The 16,052-nt window shown below is 70.2% G+C and carries 16 protein-coding genes; 4 read left to right on the top strand and 12 right to left on the bottom strand.

The genetic code is table 11. The features are described from left to right. Positions 1 to 2: 2 nt before the first annotated feature. A complete protein-coding gene (locus E7742_RS07450; RefSeq protein ID WP_175420432.1) occupies positions 3 to 773 on the bottom strand; it encodes an SDR family NAD(P)-dependent oxidoreductase in 771 nt (256 codons plus the stop codon). 44 nt (positions 774 to 817) lie between these two features. On the opposite strand from E7742_RS07450, the gene E7742_RS07445 reads away from it, so the two are divergent. Continuing rightward, positions 818 to 1,231 (top strand): TIGR03618 family F420-dependent PPOX class oxidoreductase, encoded by a 414-nt coding sequence (locus E7742_RS07445; protein WP_137798369.1) that lies wholly within the window; start codon positions 818 to 820, stop codon positions 1,229 to 1,231. Positions 1,232 to 1,337: 106 nt separating this feature from the next. After that, positions 1,338 to 1,829, top strand: a complete 492-nt coding sequence (locus E7742_RS07440; protein ID WP_254699188.1) for a hypothetical protein — start codon at positions 1,338 to 1,340, stop codon at positions 1,827 to 1,829. A 9-nt stretch (positions 1,830 to 1,838) separates the two neighbouring features. On the opposite strand, the gene E7742_RS07435 is transcribed toward E7742_RS07440, so the two are convergent. After that, positions 1,839 to 2,996: a M24 family metallopeptidase gene (locus E7742_RS07435; protein WP_137798367.1), complete on the bottom strand. Its 1,158-nt coding sequence runs from the start codon at positions 2,994 to 2,996 to the stop codon at positions 1,839 to 1,841. 36 nt (positions 2,997 to 3,032) lie between these two features. Here E7742_RS07435 and E7742_RS07430 point away from each other — a divergent pair, with 36 nt between their 5' ends. Further along, positions 3,033 to 3,986 (top strand): 5'-3' exonuclease, encoded by a 954-nt coding sequence (locus tag E7742_RS07430; protein WP_137798366.1) that lies wholly within the window; start codon positions 3,033 to 3,035, stop codon positions 3,984 to 3,986. Positions 3,987 to 4,014: 28 nt separating this feature from the next. On the opposite strand, the gene E7742_RS07425 is transcribed toward E7742_RS07430, so the two are convergent. The 8 genes from E7742_RS07425 to pafA form a co-directional block, all read right to left on the bottom strand. Beyond that, positions 4,015 to 4,692 carry a DUF4333 domain-containing protein gene (locus tag E7742_RS07425; protein ID WP_137798365.1) on the bottom strand — a complete coding sequence of 226 codons (678 nt, stop codon included), beginning with the start codon at positions 4,690 to 4,692 and terminating at the stop codon, positions 4,015 to 4,017. Between the two features lie 187 nt (positions 4,693 to 4,879). Further along, complete coding sequence (locus E7742_RS07420; protein ID WP_137798364.1) at positions 4,880 to 5,143, bottom strand: DUF1876 domain-containing protein; 264 nt, start codon at positions 5,141 to 5,143, stop codon at positions 4,880 to 4,882. 123 nt (positions 5,144 to 5,266) lie between these two features. Beyond that, a complete protein-coding gene (locus E7742_RS07415; protein WP_137798363.1) occupies positions 5,267 to 7,957 on the bottom strand; it encodes a DEAD/DEAH box helicase in 2,691 nt (896 codons plus the stop codon). Then, positions 7,954 to 8,910 (bottom strand): twin-arginine translocase subunit TatC, encoded by a 957-nt coding sequence (gene tatC, locus E7742_RS07410; protein WP_137798362.1) that lies wholly within the window; start codon positions 8,908 to 8,910, stop codon positions 7,954 to 7,956. Before tatC ends, E7742_RS07415 begins: the two co-directional genes overlap by 4 nt. Before the next feature lie 70 nt (positions 8,911 to 8,980). Continuing rightward, a complete protein-coding gene (tatA, locus tag E7742_RS07405; protein WP_137798361.1) occupies positions 8,981 to 9,253 on the bottom strand; it encodes a Sec-independent protein translocase subunit TatA in 273 nt (90 codons plus the stop codon). Between the two features lie 206 nt (positions 9,254 to 9,459). Beyond that, positions 9,460 to 10,428: a helix-turn-helix transcriptional regulator gene (locus E7742_RS07400; RefSeq protein ID WP_137798360.1), complete on the bottom strand. Its 969-nt coding sequence runs from the start codon at positions 10,426 to 10,428 to the stop codon at positions 9,460 to 9,462. Continuing rightward, complete coding sequence (locus E7742_RS07395) at positions 10,425 to 11,426, bottom strand: helix-turn-helix transcriptional regulator (protein WP_137798359.1); 1,002 nt, start codon at positions 11,424 to 11,426, stop codon at positions 10,425 to 10,427. The genes E7742_RS07400 and E7742_RS07395 overlap by 4 nt, the downstream gene beginning before the upstream one ends. A 63-nt stretch (positions 11,427 to 11,489) precedes the next feature. Then, positions 11,490 to 12,848 (bottom strand): Pup--protein ligase, encoded by a 1,359-nt coding sequence (pafA, locus tag E7742_RS07390; protein WP_217497522.1) that lies wholly within the window; start codon positions 12,846 to 12,848, stop codon positions 11,490 to 11,492. Between the two features lie 117 nt (positions 12,849 to 12,965). Here pafA and E7742_RS07385 point away from each other — a divergent pair, with 117 nt between their 5' ends. Continuing rightward, positions 12,966 to 14,384 (top strand): bifunctional phosphatase PAP2/diacylglycerol kinase family protein, encoded by a 1,419-nt coding sequence (locus E7742_RS07385; RefSeq protein WP_137801086.1) that lies wholly within the window; start codon positions 12,966 to 12,968, stop codon positions 14,382 to 14,384. On the opposite strand, the gene prcA is transcribed toward E7742_RS07385, so the two are convergent. Together prcA and prcB are read right to left on the bottom strand one after the other, a co-directional pair. Continuing rightward, the gene (prcA, locus tag E7742_RS07380) at positions 14,381 to 15,184 is read right to left on the bottom strand and encodes a proteasome subunit alpha (protein WP_137798357.1); all 804 of its coding nucleotides are present in this window, start codon (positions 15,182 to 15,184) and stop codon (positions 14,381 to 14,383) included. The genes E7742_RS07385 and prcA overlap by 4 nt on opposite strands. Beyond that, complete coding sequence (gene prcB / locus E7742_RS07375; protein ID WP_137801085.1) at positions 15,181 to 16,017, bottom strand: proteasome subunit beta; 837 nt, start codon at positions 16,015 to 16,017, stop codon at positions 15,181 to 15,183. Before prcB ends, prcA begins: the two co-directional genes overlap by 4 nt. Between the last annotated feature and the right edge of the window lie 35 nt (positions 16,018 to 16,052).

Below are 16,052 nucleotides of genomic sequence, written 5' to 3'. Positions count from 1 at the left end.
CGTCACCGGGGCATCCGCCGCCACACGAACTGCGGCAACAGGCGCATACCGAAGAAGATCGGCCGCAGCAGTCCGGGCACCCACACCCGCTCGCTTCCCCTGCGGAGCCCGTGCGCGACCGCGTCGGCCACCTGTTGCGGCGTGCTCGAGAAGGGGGCCGGCTTCATCCCCTCGGTCATGCGGCCGATGACGAACCCCGGCCGGACCAGCAGCAACCGCACCCCGCTGCCGTGCAGGGCGTCGGCGAGGCCGCTTGCGAAGCCGTCGAGCCCCGCCTTCGCGGACCCGTACACGTAGTTGGCTCGCCGGACGCGGACGCCGGCGACCGACGAGAAGACCACGATCTGTCCCGAACCGTGGGCCCGCATGAGGTTCGCGAGATGCGTCAGCACACTGATCTGCGCGACGTAGTCGGTGTGCACCACCGCCAGCGCGTGCCCGGCGTCCTGCTCCGCTCGGGCCTGGTCGCCCAGCACTCCGAACGCGAGGATCGCGACCCCGACGGGACCGTGCTGCTCGACGATCGCCGACAGGACCGTCGGGTGATCGGCGACGCGGTCGGCGTCGAACTCGACGCAGTGCACGGCCGTGGCCCCGGCGTCGAGGATCGCGCGCCGCTGCTGCTCCAGGTCGTCGCTGCGGCGGGCCGCGAGCACCACCACTCGGCCGGGTGCCAGCCGCTCCGCCACCTCGACGCCGATCTCGCTGCGACCGCCCAGCAGAACCACCGTGCCGGGCGCGTAGTCCGTGTCGGTCACGCCTCTCACTGTCATGCCTCCAGTGTCGCGGATTCGGCCCGCTCGAGTACCGTCGGGGCATGGCCCGAACTCCGTCCGATCCCTCCCACCTCACCGCCGAGGCCGGGACCTTCCTCACCGAGCGGCATCTGGCGACGCTGACCACCCTCCGCAAGAACGGCACCCCGCACGTGGTGGCGGTCGGATTCACGTGGGATCCGGACAGTCGGATCGCCCGGGTCATCACCAACGACACTTCCCAGAAGGCCCGCAACGCCGACCGCGGCGGGTACGCCGCCGTCAGTCAGGTCGACGGGGGCCGCTGGCTCACCCTCGAAGGGCCCTCGCGGGTGCTGTCGGACCGCGAGTCGGTCGCCGATGCCGAGCGCCGGTACGCGGCGCGGTACCGGACGCCGCGGGAGAACCCGACACGCGTGGTGATCGAGATCGCGGTGGAGCGGGTGATGGGGTCGGCGATTCTTCTCGATCGGTGAAATAGCCTGATTTGCACCGACATTCGGCGGACCGGATCCGCCGTGCGGCGCACGCGGCGCGGGTACCGTCGGGGGACGTCACCAGCGCAGCCGAGTGGGGATGGCCATGACACCTCGACCCGAACACCCTTCGACCGACAACCGCCGGGTCCGCCGCGCCCCACGGTGGGCCGCAGTCGCCGCCGTCGCGGCCGCGACCGTCGCGGCACCGGCAACCGCCCACGCCCTGCCGCCCCACCCGTTCGGTCCACCGGCCCTGACCATCGGCTGCGCCAACCAGGGCAGCGTGATGTCGTTGACCGGCGCGACCGGACAGTCCGGACCCGAACAGAACCCACCGATCGGACCGGGTGAGATTCGCTTCGCCACGTTCCCTGCGGCGCCCCCGATCCCGGCCGCCGGGCAGGTGACGGTGGCCTGGATCAACCTCGACACCGGCGCGACGGGGGTCGCCGCACTCGAGGGCACCTACCCGTACTACGCGAAGACGGTGAACACCGGGCACGGCAACATCCGGGCCACCGTCTTCGGCACGATCGACCTGACGAGCCTGCCGCTGTGCCAGACGAATCCGACGTTCGGGAACTTCGTCGTCTGACGCGCGCCGTCAGCCCGGCAGCACCGTCAGCCCGTGGGGACGCAGGTTCATCGACTCACACCCGTCCGCGGTGACGACGACGATGTCCTCGATCCGGGCGCCCCACCGACCGCGGAAGTAGATGCCCGGCTCGATACTGAACGCCATGCCCGGCTCGAGCGTGACGGTGTTGCCGGCGACGATGTACGGCTCCTCGTGGACCGACAGACCGATGCCGTGCCCGGTGCGGTGCACGAACACGTCGGCCAGACCGGCATCGGCCAGCACGTCCCGCGCGGCCGCGTCCACGGACTCGGCGGTCACCCCGGGGCGGACGGCTCGGGTTGCGGCGCGCTGGGCGGCCTCGAGGATTCCGACCTGCCGGGCGATCTCGGCATCGGGCTCGCCGAGGACGTAGGTACGCGTCGAGTCTGAGTTGTAGCCCGGCTCGACCGGCCCGCCGATGTCGACGACGACGACGTCACCGGATTCGATGACGCGTTCGGACACCTCGTGATGAGGATCCGCGCCGTGCGGCCCGGACCCGACGATCACGAACGCGGCCTCGGTGTGCCCCTCGTCCAGGATCGCAGCCGAGATGTCCGCGGCCACCTCGGCCTCGGTGCGGCCCGGTCGCAACCACTCCCCCATCCGCGCGTGCACCCGGTCGATGGCCGCGCCGGCCCGGCGCAGCGCCTCGATCTCGGCGTCGTCCTTGATCATGCGCAGTTCCCGGAGCACGCCCGTCGCCAGCACCGGAACACCGCCGAAACGCCGAGCCAACGGCACCAAGTGCAGCGCCGGCATCGCGTCCGCCACCGCCACCCGCGGGGTCTCGGGCAACAGCGACGAGACCAGCTCGTACGGATCGACACCGTCGACCCAGTCGTGCAGCGGCAGATCGAGCTCCGCGACGGCCGAATCCCCCAGCGACGCGAGCTCGAGCCGCGGCACCACCACGGACGGGGCACTGCCGTCCGACGGCACGACCAGGCACGTGAGCCGCTCGAACGAGTCGGCACGCGAGCCGACCAGGTATCGCAGATCCGGACCCGGGGTGATGAGCAGACCGTCGAGCCCGGCGCGTTCCGCGAGTGCGGCCGCGCGCGCGAGCCTGTCGGCATACACGGCGGTGGGGAAACGGGCAGCGTCGGCGTCGAGAGAACTCGCCGAGGATTCCTTACTCATGCCGATCAGGTTAGTGCCGTTTGGCAGGATGAGCGCATGAGTGCGCCTTTGCTGCTGTTGGACGGTGCGAGTCTGTGGTTCCGGGCGTACTACGCCCTCCCGGAGTCGATGACGGCCCCGGACGGACGTCCGGTCAACGCGGTGCGCGGATTCACCGACATGGTGGCCGCGCTCATCACCCGCACCCGGCCCTCCCGCCTGGCGGTGTGCCTGGACCTCGACTGGCGTCCGCAGTTCCGCGTCGACGCCGTGCCGTCGTACAAGGCGCACCGGGTGGCGGAGGAGTCCGACGGGTCCGTCGAGGAAGTGCCCGACACGCTGACCCCGCAGGTCGGCATGATCATGGACGTGCTCGCGGCGGCCGGTATCGCGACCGCCGGAGCCACCGGCCTCGAGGCCGACGACGTGCTGGGAACCCTTGCCGCGCAGGAGAAGAACGACCCGGTCGTGGTGGTGAGCGGAGACCGCGACCTGCTCCAGGTCGTCTCCGACGATCCCGTCGCCGTCCGCGTGCTGTACGTGGGGCGCGGGCTCGCGAAGGCCGAGCTGTTCGGCCCGGTCGAGGTGGCCGCGAAGTACGGTGTGCCCGCCGACCGGGCCGGGGACGCCTACGCCGAATTGGCCCTCCTGCGTGGCGACTCGTCCGACGGGCTGCCGGGTGTCAAGGGCGTGGGCGAGAAGACCGCGTCGACGCTGCTGCTGCGGCACGGCTCCCTCGAACAGCTCCGCGCCGCCGCACTGGATCCGACGTCGGACGTCGCGAAGGGTGTGCGCGCGAAGCTCGCGGCCGCCACGGACTACATCGATGCCGCTCTGCCGGTCGTCCGCGTCGTCGCGGACGCCGACGTCGAGCTGTCCCGCCCGGACGTCCTGCCCACGGCGCCGGTCGACGGTGATCGACTCGCCGCCGTCGCCGCCGAGCTGGGAATCGAGCGATCGGTGGCCCGACTCGTGGCCGCGATGGCGGCCGAGCGGCCCGAGCTGCCCTAGCCGGGCGGCCCGGACCGCGGCCGGAACCCTACCGCGGGCGGCCGACCTCGTAGGTGCCGTCGTCGTCGGTGAACGTGACGGTCACCTTCTTCGGGCTTCCGTCGACGGTCAACGAGCACTCGAAGGTCGCGCCGCGGTCGACCTTCTGGTCGGCGGGGCAGCTGACGTCGGTGACCGAACGGCCGCCGTACGAGTCCGTGACGATCTGCTCGACTCCCCGCTCCGCCGCGGATCGGTCCAGAGTCTTCCCGCCCAGCACGCTCGACAGCGCCAGACCGATGACCGCAAGCACGACGAGGACACCGGCGCCGATACCGACCCACACCCACGGCTTCTGCTTGCCGCCGGCCGGTCGGGCGGGAGGCGGAGCCCACTGGTTCGGCGGCTGCGCACCGAACTGCGGCTGCGGATAGCCCGGCTGCTGACCCCACTGGGGCGGCTGCGGCGCGCTCGCCTGCGGGTGCCACTGCGGTGCCGGTCCGGGCGCCCCCCAGGCCGGGCCGCCGCCCCACTGCTGCGGCGGGACCGGGCCGCCCGGGCCGGGCTGTCCCCACCCCAGGGCCGGCGCACCGTAGGGGCCGGGCCCACCCGGACCGGGAACGGGCTGTCGCTGCTCCTCGGATCCGGCAGGCGTCGCCGCGTGTCCCTGTCCCGGCCGGGCCGCCCAGCCGGTGTTCGACTCGTCGGGGCCCTGAAGTCCGCCCATGGTCACCTTTCCTCGTCCTCGATCCGATCGGCTACGACGCGACGACGTACGTGAGCACACCGCGACCGCGTCGATACTCACGCACGTGGGAGCTGTTCACCGCAATATCGTGCGTCGAGATCAACGCCACATTACGCACCGACGGCGCTCGCCAGGCACCGTGCCCCCACCGGCGCCCGCGGCTCGGCTACTCGGTCAGATGGGCCGGCGTGTGCGTGACGCCCTCGATGTCACCCACCGTCGTCTCGATCAACTGGTGGGCCAGGTCGGCCAGCGCCCGGGCGGTGGCGAGCTCGTCGCCGATCTCGGGAACGTTCCGGTCCAGCGGGTTGCGGCGAGCCAGCCCGACGCCGACCAGCGTGGTGTCCCGGGTGTGCAACCGTGCGGTCGAGCGAGTCCGACTGTCGTGCTCGTCGATGGCGATGTCCACGTTCCACTGTTTCGTGTCCATGTGCGCGCTCCTCTCGTCCGATCCCGGCGGCAAACCGTTCCGCCGGGCGTACAGGAGCAAGTCAACCGCGTCCGGAGGCGGTCCGGTAGGGCCGCGCGGCTGCCCGTCCCGGCCGCCGCCGACTCACGTGGCCGCGACGGCCACCACACCCCGTCGGATGGCCCCGACCGCACGCGCGGCCGCCTTCGCCACCGACGGATCGGGCGCGGTGGAATGCAACTGGTCGAGGATGTCGATCACCTGCCGGCACCACCGCACGAAGTCGCCCGCCGACAGCTCCTTGCCGCCGGACCCGGCGGCGAGCAGCGCGTCCACCAGCGACTCCTCGCTTGCCCACTGATAGATCGCGTTGACGAAGCCCGTATCGGGTTCGCGGGTGAGCGGCAACTTGTGCCGGATCTCGTCGGCCCGCAGCTGTCCCCACACCCGCGCGGTGTCGGCGAGCGCCCGCCGGATCGGGGCCGTGGGCCCGCGGTCGGGTGCCTCCGCGTCCTGGCGCGACTCGTACACCACGCACGAGACCACCGCCGCCAGTTCGGCCGGCGTCAGCCCGCTCCACACCCCGTTGCGCAGGCACTCGGCCACCAGGAGATCGCTCTCGCAGTAGATGCGGGCGAGGCGTCGGCCGTCCTCGGTGGCCTTGGGGTTCTCGCCCGCGTCGATGAAGTTGCGCTCCGTCAACAGCGCGACGATGCGGTCGAACGTGCGGGCCAGCGAGTTCGTCGTGGCGGCCACCTTCTGCCGCATCGACTCCGTCTCCCGCGCCAGACGGCTGTAGCGCTCACCGATCCGGCTGAGCTGCTCACGGTCCGGATCCGTGTGGCACGGGTGCGCGCGCAACGCCTTGCGCAGCTCGACGATCTCGGCGTCCTCGCGACCACGCTTGTCCCGCTTGGGTTTGCGGGGAGCGTGGATACCGGTGCTCCGCAGCGCCGAGGCGAGGTCGCGGCGCACTCGCGCCGTGCGGTGATCGACGTGCCGCGGAAGGCGCATGCGACCCAAGGCCCGCGCGGGCACCGGGAAGTCCGCCGCACTGATCTGTCCCGCCCACTTGTCCTCGGTGAGCACGAGCGGCCGGGGGTCGCCGCGATCCTGGCCGGTCTCGAGCACCACGGCGAGGCCCGACCGCTTCCCCACCGGGATGGCGATGACGTCCCCGCGGCGAAGCGAGTTGAGCGACTCCACCGCCGCGCCGCGACGATCGGCGCGCTTCTGCCGCTCGAGCGCGCGCTCACGGCTGCGCAATTGCTCCCGGATGGAGATGTACTCGAAGTACTCGCCGTCCGCGCCGCCGAGGCGGTCGAGCAGCTCGGCGAGAACCTGCTCGTTGCGTTCGATCCCCCGGGTCAGACCCACGACCGAACGGTCCGCCTGGAACTGTGCGAACGACCGCTCGAGCAGCGCCCGGGATTCGACCGCCCCCATCCGGTCGACCAGATTGATCGACATGTTGTATCCGGGACGGAACGAACTACGCAGCGGGAAGGTTCGCGTCGAGGCCAGTCCGGCGACGTCGGCCGGTTCGACGCCCGGCTGCCACAGCACGACCGCATGCCCCTCGACGTCGATGCCCCGACGCCCGGCACGACCGGTCAGCTGCGTGTACTCGCCCGGTGTCAGTTCGGCGTGCGTGTCGCCGTTGTACTTGACCAGACGTTCGAGCACGACGGATCGCGCCGGCATGTTGATGCCCAACGCGAGGGTCTCCGTCGCGAACACCGCCCGCACCAGGCCGTTGACGAACAGCTCCTCGACCGTCTCGCGGAACGCGGGGAGCATGCCCGCGTGGTGGGCGGCGAAACCGCGCTCGAGTGCCTCCCGCCAGCCCCAGTATCCGAGGACCTCGAGGTCCGCCTTGGGAAGGTCGCGGGTGTGCTTGTCGACGATGACGCGAATGCGGGCGGTCTGCTCCGGCGTCGTCAGCCGCAGCCGGGATCGGACACACTGTGCGAGTGCGGCCTCGCAACCGGCCCGGCTGAAGATGAAGGTGATGGCCGGCAGCAGGCCCTCCTCGTCGAGGCGGGCGATGACATCGGGGCGTGGGAGCGGGCGGAAGTCGCCGGAGCGCCCGCGACCACGCGAGTCCCAACCGTTCATCCGATCCAGCGCCAGGCGCTGTTTGACGTGCCGCATCAGGTCGGGGTCGACGACGACGTCACGGCCCCCGGCCGGGGTGGACTTGGCGTCGAACAGGTCGAACAGTCGGCGCCCCACCAGAATGTGCTGCCACAACGGAATCGGGCGGGTCTCGTCGACGACGATCGTGGTGTCGCCGCGCACGGTCTCCATCCACGCGCCGAACTCCTCGGCGTTGCTCACGGTCGCCGACAGGCTCACCAACCGGACGTCGTCGGGCAGATGCAGGATCACCTCCTCCCACACCGCGCCGCGGAACCGGTCGGCGAGGAAGTGCACCTCGTCCATCACGACGTGCGAGAGCCCCCGCAGTGCCGGCGATTCGGCGTAGAGCATGTTGCGCAGCACCTCGGTCGTCATCACGACGATCGGGGCGTCGGAGTTGATGCTGGTGTCGCCGGTGAGCAGGCCGACCGCGTCCTTGCCGTACCGCTCGGTGAGTTCGGCGAACTTCTGGTTGCTCAGTGCCTTGATCGGGGTGGTGTAGAAGCACTTGCGGCCCGATTCGAGCGCCAGGTGCACCGCGAACTCACCGACGACCGTCTTGCCGGCGCCCGTCGGTGCGCACACCAGCACGCCGTGCCCGGCTTCGAGCGCCGCGCACGCCTCGACCTGGAACGGGTCGAGCGGGAAGCTCAGCTGTTCCGTGAACGAATCGAGTTGGGTCCTGGGCCTCACAGTGTGTCCGAGAAATCCTGTGCGGACGACGTCGTGGGCGTCGTCGACGGCCGCACCGGCACGGCGTCGTCGATCGGGCTCGGCGCGCCGATGGTCGAGGCCTCCTCGTCCGAGAGGGCGGCGAGGTCCTCGGCCTCACGCCGCTGCTTGCGCTTGTCGTGCACCCGTGCGATCTGGATCGAGAACTCGAGCAGGACCGTGAGCGCGCCCGCCAGCGCCAGCATCGTGAACGGATCCTGGCCCGGGGTCGCGATCGCGGCGAACAGGAACAGCGAGAAGATCAGGCCGCGCCGCCAGCGCTTGAGCTTGGCGTACGGCAGCACGCCGACGACGTTGAGCGCCACCACGAGCAGCGGAATCTCGAAGCTGACACCGAAGATGATCAGCACGTTGATGACGAAACTGAAGTACTGGGCACCGCTGAGCGCCGTCACCTGGACGTTGTCGCCGATGGTGAGGAGGAAGTGCAACGCCTGAGCGACCACCACGTAGGCGAGGACGGCGCCGGAGACGAACAGCAGCGACGCCGCCGTGACGAAGCTGAATGCGTACTTGCGTTCCTTGGCGTACAGCCCGGGCGTGATGAACCGCCACAGCTGGTACAGCCAGATGGGGCAGGCCAGCACGATGCCGGCGGTGAGCGCGACCTTGAGTCGGAGCATGAACTGCTCGAAGGGCCCGGTCGCGAGCAGACGGCACGCACCGTCCGGGCTCAGGTCCGCACGGCTGGACGAGGGCAGCGAACAGTACGGACCGCGCAGCAGTTCACCCAGGCTCTCGATGCCCAGCACGCGGCTCGAGTACCAGAAGAACCCGACGAGGGTCGTCACGACGATCGCGGCGACCGCGATCAACAAGCGGGTTCGCAGCTCGTACAGGTGCTCGACGAGCGACATCGTGCCGTCTGGATTTGTCCTGCGCCGGCTGCGACGCGGGTCGAACGGAATTCGCACTATGGGCCCTAGCCTTGGTCAGCAGTGATCCGGGGTGAAGAACTCACCCCGGATGCTCGTCATACGTGAACTAGGCCGACTTCGGCTCGGTGCGAGGCTGCTGCGGGGTCTCCACGACCGTGGCATCGACCGGCGCCGACGGCAGCTGTGCGGACTGGTTCGGGTCGGCTGCGGGATTCGCCTGGCTGTTGCCGTCGTTCTGCATCTCCTTGACTTCACTCTTGAAGATGCGCAGCGACCTGCCGAGTCCACGAGCCGCTTCGGGCAGCTTCTTGGAGCCGAACAGGATCACGACCACCAGCGCCACGATGGCCCAGTGCCACAGGCTGAAGCCTCCGGTCATTACTACCTCCCAATGTCAGACGCCAACGATGCTACCGGACGTGCAGGTGTCGGCCGTAGTGCAAATGCCCTGTTCACCGTGACGTAACAACCGTCCGGAGCGGTATGCGCACCTGCCGGGCTCCCGGTTCACGCAACCGCCATCCGAAGTTACTCTTCTCGCCGTCTGCGTGCGCCGGGCCGCGCCGGGAGGACCGGGCCGGGATCTCACACTTCCAGGGTCTCGTACGCCGCCAGCGCTGCCCGCGCACGGTCGCGCACCGCGTCGACCAGTTCCGCGGGGCCGAGCACGGTCGTCGCCGACCCGAAACCCAGAACCAGGCGGGCCATCCATTCGAGGGAGCCGTAACGCATGGTGACCTCGACCGATCCGTCCGGCAGCGTCCGCACCGGGTCCATCGGATAGTTGTCGAGGATCCAACCCTGGTCGGCGGAGACCCGCAGGTGGGCCTGGGGCAGCGCGGGATCGTCACTGAACAGCTCGAGATGCTCACCGGCGCCCAGCGCGCGGGCCGGCGGCGCGGACGGCTCGTCCAGTTCCTCGGCGGCGTCGATCCGGTCGAAGCGGAAGAGCCGCACCCCCTCGGCCTGCCGGCACCACGCCTGCAGATACGTGTGATCGTCCACCAGCAGCGACCGGATGGGGTCGACGACACGTGCGGAAACGGTGTCGCGGGACGCCGAGTAGTACGTCAGGTGCAGCGCGTGATCGTGCTGGAGGGCCGAGCGGACCGTCGCGGCCACCGGGGACTCGGGCACCGCGGCGTCGTCGCCGGACTCGTCGCCGTTCTTCTCGCGGGCGACGGTGCCGGCCGCCGACTCGATCTTCGCGATCGCACCCTGCGCGGCGGTCGGGTCGACCATTCCCGGCATCTCGGCCAGCGACCGCAGCGCGACCAGCAGCACGGTCGCCTCGGTGGATGTCAGCCGCAACGGCCGGTCGATGCCGGCGGAGAAGATCACCGACACCGTGTCCTCGTCGAAGGACAGGTCGATCAGGTCGCCGGGACCGTACCCGGGCAGGCCGCAGACCCACAGCTGGTCGAGATCCTTCATCAGATTCGGCACGGTGACCCCGAGGTCGCGCGCCGCCTCTTCCTTGCTGACCCCGGGGTTCGCCATGAAGTACGGGACCATGTTGAGCAGTCGCGCCAGCCGCGACACCCGAACACTCATCGCGCGACCTCCGTGTCGTCGAGACCGGCCGCGAACCTGAGCCGCTCCCGCACACTGGCGCGCAGCGACTCCGGTTCGAGGGCGACCGCGTCCACCCCGTGACCGGCGACGAGTCGGGCGATCCATCCCCAGGACCGCACGGGAATCTCGAGGATCGACCCGGGCCGGCCACCGAACTCGCGCGGCTCGCGGACCGTGCCGAGGCGGCGCAGTTCGAACGCCCGCCCCTCCGCCACCCACACGACGGCCATGCCCGTCACCGAACCGGCCCCGGTGGCCGCGGCGACGATGCTGCGCAGATCGACGTCGGCGGGCTTGCGGACCGCGTTCGGCGGGCCGACGGCCTCCACGGGTTCGGCGATGCGCGAGAGCCGGAACGTCCGCGTCGCATCGCGGTCGACGTCGTGCCCCACGAGGTACCAGCGTCCGCGGAGCGTCACCACACCCCACGGCTGCACGGTCCGGGTGACGAATTCCGCGGTGGGCGCGCTGCGATGCCGGAAGGTGACCGCGCGTCCGGCGTCGATCGCGGCGAGCAGCTGCCGCATCGCGGACTCGGACCCGCGCGTGCGTGCGGGAATGGCCGACACCGGTACCGCGTCGAGGTCGGGATCCACCTGCACACCCGCGGCGCGCAACTTCATCAGCGCGCTCTGCGAGGCCGACATCATCTCGGGCGAACCCCACAGGCCGGCCGCGACCGCGACCGCGGCGGCTTCCTCGGCATCGAGGTCGATCTCGGGAAGTTCGTACGCGGTGCGGTCGATGCGATACCCCTCGACCCCGGAGAAGCGGGAGGCCTGACCGGTCTCGAGCGGGATCCCCAGATCGCGCAGTTCGTTCTTGTCCCGCTCGAACATGCGGCTGAACGCCTCGTGACTGGCCGAGTCGTCGTAGCCGGCCACGCTCTCCCGGATCTTCTCGGCAGTGAGGAACTGTCGCGTCGAGAGCAGGCAGATGACGAGGTTCATCAACCGCTCGACTTTGGATATCGCCACTTCGCCGAGCCTAGCGGCACCGCGGCGGACCGAGCGGTAGCAAAACGGGCGAATTGGGGCCCGTCACATCGACGCGATGAGCCGCTCCACCCGTTCGTCCACCGAGCGGAACGGATCCTTGCAGAGCACCGTGCGTTGCGCCTGATCGTTGAGCTTGAGGTGGACCCAGTCGACGGTGAAGTCGCGCCCGGCATCCTGCGCGGCGGCGATGAAGTCGCCGCGCAGCTTCGCCCGCGTGGTCTGCGGCGGGGTGGAGACGGCCGCCTCGATCGTCTCGTCCTCGGTGACCCGCTTGGCCAGACCCCTGCGTTGCAGCAGGTCGAAGACCCCGCGGCCGCGCTTGATGTCGTGGTACGCGAGATCGAGCTGTGCAATCTTCGGATCCGCCAGTTCCATGCCGTACTTGTCCTGGTACCGCTGGAACAGCTTGCGCTTGATCACCCAGTCGATCTCGGTGTCCACCTTCGCGAAGTCCTGACTCTCGACCGCGTCGAGCGTGCGCCCCCACAAATCGACCACCTGGTCCACCTGAGGGTCGCGCTCGCGGGTGCGCAGGTGCTCGACCGCGCGCGAGTAGTACTCGCGCTGGATGTCGAGCGCGCTGGCCTGACGCCCGCCGGCGAGCCGGACCGGACGGCGTCCGGTGAGGTCGTGACTCACCTCCCGGATGGCCCGGATCGGGTTGTCGAGCGCGAAGTCGCGGAAGGGGACGCCCGCCTCGATCATCTCGAGCACGAGGGCCGCGGTCCCCACCTTGAGCATCGTGGTGGTCTCGGCCATGTTGGAATCGCCCACGATGACATGCAGCCGGCGGTACTTCTCGGCGTCGGCGTGCGGCTCGTCCCGAGTGTTGATGATCGGCCGCGAACGCGTGGTCGCCGACGACACGCCCTCCCAGATGTGCTCGGCTCGCTGCGACAGGCAGAACGTCGCCGCCTTGGGGGTCTGCAGAATCTTGCCGGCACCGCAGATCAACTGCCGGGTCACCAGGAACGGCAACAGCACGTCCGAGATGCGGGAGAACTCGCCGGCCCGCACCACCAGGAAGTTCTCGTGGCAGCCGTACGAATTGCCCGCCGAATCGGTGTTGTTCTTGAACAGGTAGATGTCGCCGCCGATACCCTCCTCGGCCAGCCGTTGCTCGGCGTCGACGAGGAGGTCCTCGAGCACCCGCTCGCCCGCGCGATCGTGGTTGACCAGCTGCAGCAGGCTGTCGCACTCGGCGGTCGCATACTCGGGATGCGAGCCGACGTCGAGGTACAACCGGGCGCCGTTGCGGAGGAACACGTTGGAACTGCGACCCCACGAGACCACCCTCCGGAAGAGGTAGCGGGCAACCTCGTCCGGACTCAATCGCCGGTGACCGTGAAAGGTGCAGGTGACACCGAACTCGGTCTCAATTCCCATGATTCGTCGCTGCACACTTCGACAGTACAGCGCCGGACGCGATTGCCTTGCCGTTCAGGAACGCCCATTCCGCCCTACGGTAGGAACGTGGCCGAAGTGAGATGTTTCCCCGAACGTACCGACCGCGTACTCATGCGCCTGAGTTCCGAGCTCCCGGCGTCCCGACTGGACGGCGGACTGCGCCGGTTGAGCACCGCCGCGAACCACAGCGTGCTGTGGATGGGCATCGGTGCCGGCATGGCGCTGGGGGGCCGTCGTGCGCGCCGCGCCGCGGTCCGCGGACTGCTGTCGGTCGCCGGCGCCAGCGCGGTGTCCAACGCGGTCCTCAAGCCGCTGCTCCCGCGCCGGCGACCGCCCGCCGGCACGGCCGAGTTCGCGATGCGGCGCGGTCTCCCGGCGCCCCGCTCCTCGTCGTTCCCGTCGGGGCACTCGGCGTCGGCGGCGGCATTCGCGACCGGAGTAGCGCTCGAGTACCCCGCGGTCGGCATCGCGCTCGCCCCGCTCGCCGCGGCCGTCGCCTACTCGCGGGTGCACACGGGAGTGCACTGGCCGTCGGACGTGGTGGTGGGAATGGGCGTGGGGGCCGCGGTCGCGCTCTCGACCCGGCGGTGGTGGGCCGTCCGGGACGAGGAGCCGGCGACGCTGGGGCCGGACCACCCGACCCACGCGCTCCCCGACGGCGCCGGCATGGTGGTCTTCGTCAACCCCGGCTCCGGCACCGACGACGGCACGATCCGCGACGAGGTACTGAAGTACCTGCCGGACGCCGAGGTAATCGAGTTCGACGGGGACCGCGACTTCGGCGCCCAGATCGACGAGGTCGTCGCCGACCGCTCCCCGCGCGCGCTGGGCGTCTGCGGCGGCGACGGCACGGTCGTCACCGTGGTCGACGCCGCGGTCCGGCACGACCTGCCGCTGGCCGTCTTCCCGGGCGGCACGCTGAACCACTTCGCCCGCGATGCCGGCGTCGGGGACGTCGCGTCCACCGCCGACGCGATCGCCACCGGCAGCGCCGAACTCGTCGACCTGGGTCGGATCCGGGTGGACGGTCATCAGGAGTCCGCGTTCGTCAACACTGCGAGCCTGGGCGGATACCCCGACTCGGTGCGGCTGCGCGAGCGTTGGCAGCCCAAGCTCGGGAAGTGGCCCGCCGCGGGACTGGCCATGGCCCGGGTGCTCGCGTCGGCGCAACCGCTGCCGGTGACCATCGACGGCGCCGAGCACACCCTGTGGATGCTGTTCGTCGGCAACGGCCGCTATTCGCCGCGGAATCAGGTCCCGATGTCGCGACCCGAGATCCACCGCGGCACCCTCGACGTGCGGTACCTCCTCGCCGACCGGCGCTTCTCGCGGACCCGGCTGGTCTCGGCGGCACTCACGGGCACGCTCGGCGCCTCCCCCACGTACGTGCAGCGCAACGTGCGCTCACTGACCGTGGAGATCGACGGCGATCCCGTGGCGCTGGCGACCGACGGCGAGGTGGTCGCCGACGGTCGTCGCTTCCAGTTCCACAGCGAGCCCCAGCGCGTGGTGCTCTACCGCAAGCTCTAGTCGGATCCGGCGGTGTCCCCGGCCCCGGGGGCATCGCCCGATCCGGACTGCTCGAACTCGCCGTTGCCGGTCCCGCCGGTGGACGTCGCGGCGGGCGGCAGCAGCGGCTCGAGTGCAGCCCCGGCGATGCGCCGGAACGCCCGCCGCGGACGGGACTGGTCCAGGACCGCCACCTCCAGGCTCGCCACACCGATGGTTCGTCGATCGGCGTCGCCGTTGCCCGATCCGCCGTCCAGCAGCGCCGTCACCGCAACAGTGACCGCCTCGGCGAGATCCATTCCGGGACGGTAGGACTCACGCAACGCCGTCACGATGGGCTCGGTGGTACCGCCCATCACCACGAAGTGCTGCTCGTCGACGATGGAACCGTCGTACGTGATGCGGTACAGCTGTGCCTGCGGGGGCGCGCCGTGCGGCCCGACCTCCGCGACGCAGATCTCCACCTCGTACGGCTTGGGCTGCTCGGTGAAGATCGTGCCGAGCGTCTGCGCGTACCCGTTGGCCAGCGAACGCCCGGTCACGTCCCGGCGGTCGTACGAGTACCCCCGCATGTCGGCGTGCACGATCCCGGCACGCCGCAGATTCTCGAACTCGTTGTACTTGCCGACGGCCGCGAAACCGAGGCGGTCGTAGAGCTCGCTGACCTTGTGCAGCGCCGTGGAGGGATTCTCCGCGACGAACAGCACCCCGTCCGCGAAGGTCAACACGATGACACTCCGTCCGCGCGCAATTCCCTTGCGCGCCAACTCCGAGCGATCGCGCATGATCTGCTCGGCGGAGGCATAGTACGGAAGCGTCATCGCGGAGTGCGTCCTTCCTCGGTACGGTCGGCCACCACGGCACGAGCGATCTCGGCGGTGCGTTCCGCGGGGACGTATGCGGCGCCCGCGGAGGAAATCGAGACGGCGGTCGGGTAGATGGACCGCACCATGTCCGGCCCGCCCGTCGCGGAGTCGTCGTCCGCCGCGTCGTACAGCGCCTCGACTGCCATCCGCAACGCCGACGCCTCGTCGCCGCCCTCGCGGTAGAGCTTCTTGAGCGACGCCTTGGCGAACAGCGATCCGGACCCGACAGCGTGGTAGCCGGCGCGTTCCTCGTACCGCCCGCCGACGACGTCGTAGGACACGATCCGGCCGGCCCTCTCGGGGTCCGCGGCGTCGAGGTCGAATCCGACCAGCAGCGGTACCACGGCCAAGCCCTGCATCGCCGCACCCAGGTTGCCCCGGACCATCGACGACAACCGATTGGCCTTGCCGTCGAAGGTCAGCTGGACGCCCTCGATCTTCTCGTAGTGCTCGAGTTCCACCGCGAACAGGCGCACGAGTTCGATCGCCACCCCGGCGGTGCCCGCGATGCCGGCCGCCGAGAAGTCGTCGGTGACGAACACCTTCTCGACGTCACGGCTCGCGATGAGGTTGCCCATCGTGGCCCGCCGGTCGCCGGCGATCACGACACCACCGGCGAACGTGAGGGCCACGATCGTCGTGCCGTGAGGCGCGATGTCGGCGGTGTCGCCGTCCGAACCGGTGCGGCTCATGTTCATTCGATTTCCGGGCAGCAATTCCGGTGCGTGGAGGCGCAGGTGCTCGGTGAACGACGACAGGTTCGATCCGTAGGTGAACCCCGTGTTCATGCCCACGCTGTCGAACGCCGACGGCACCCCTGCAC

This window comes from Rhodococcus sp. SGAir0479, from assembly GCF_005484805.1.
Lineage (GTDB): Bacteria > Actinomycetota > Actinomycetes > Mycobacteriales > Mycobacteriaceae > Prescottella.
This window is presented reverse-complemented; position numbering and strand designations above follow the sequence as displayed.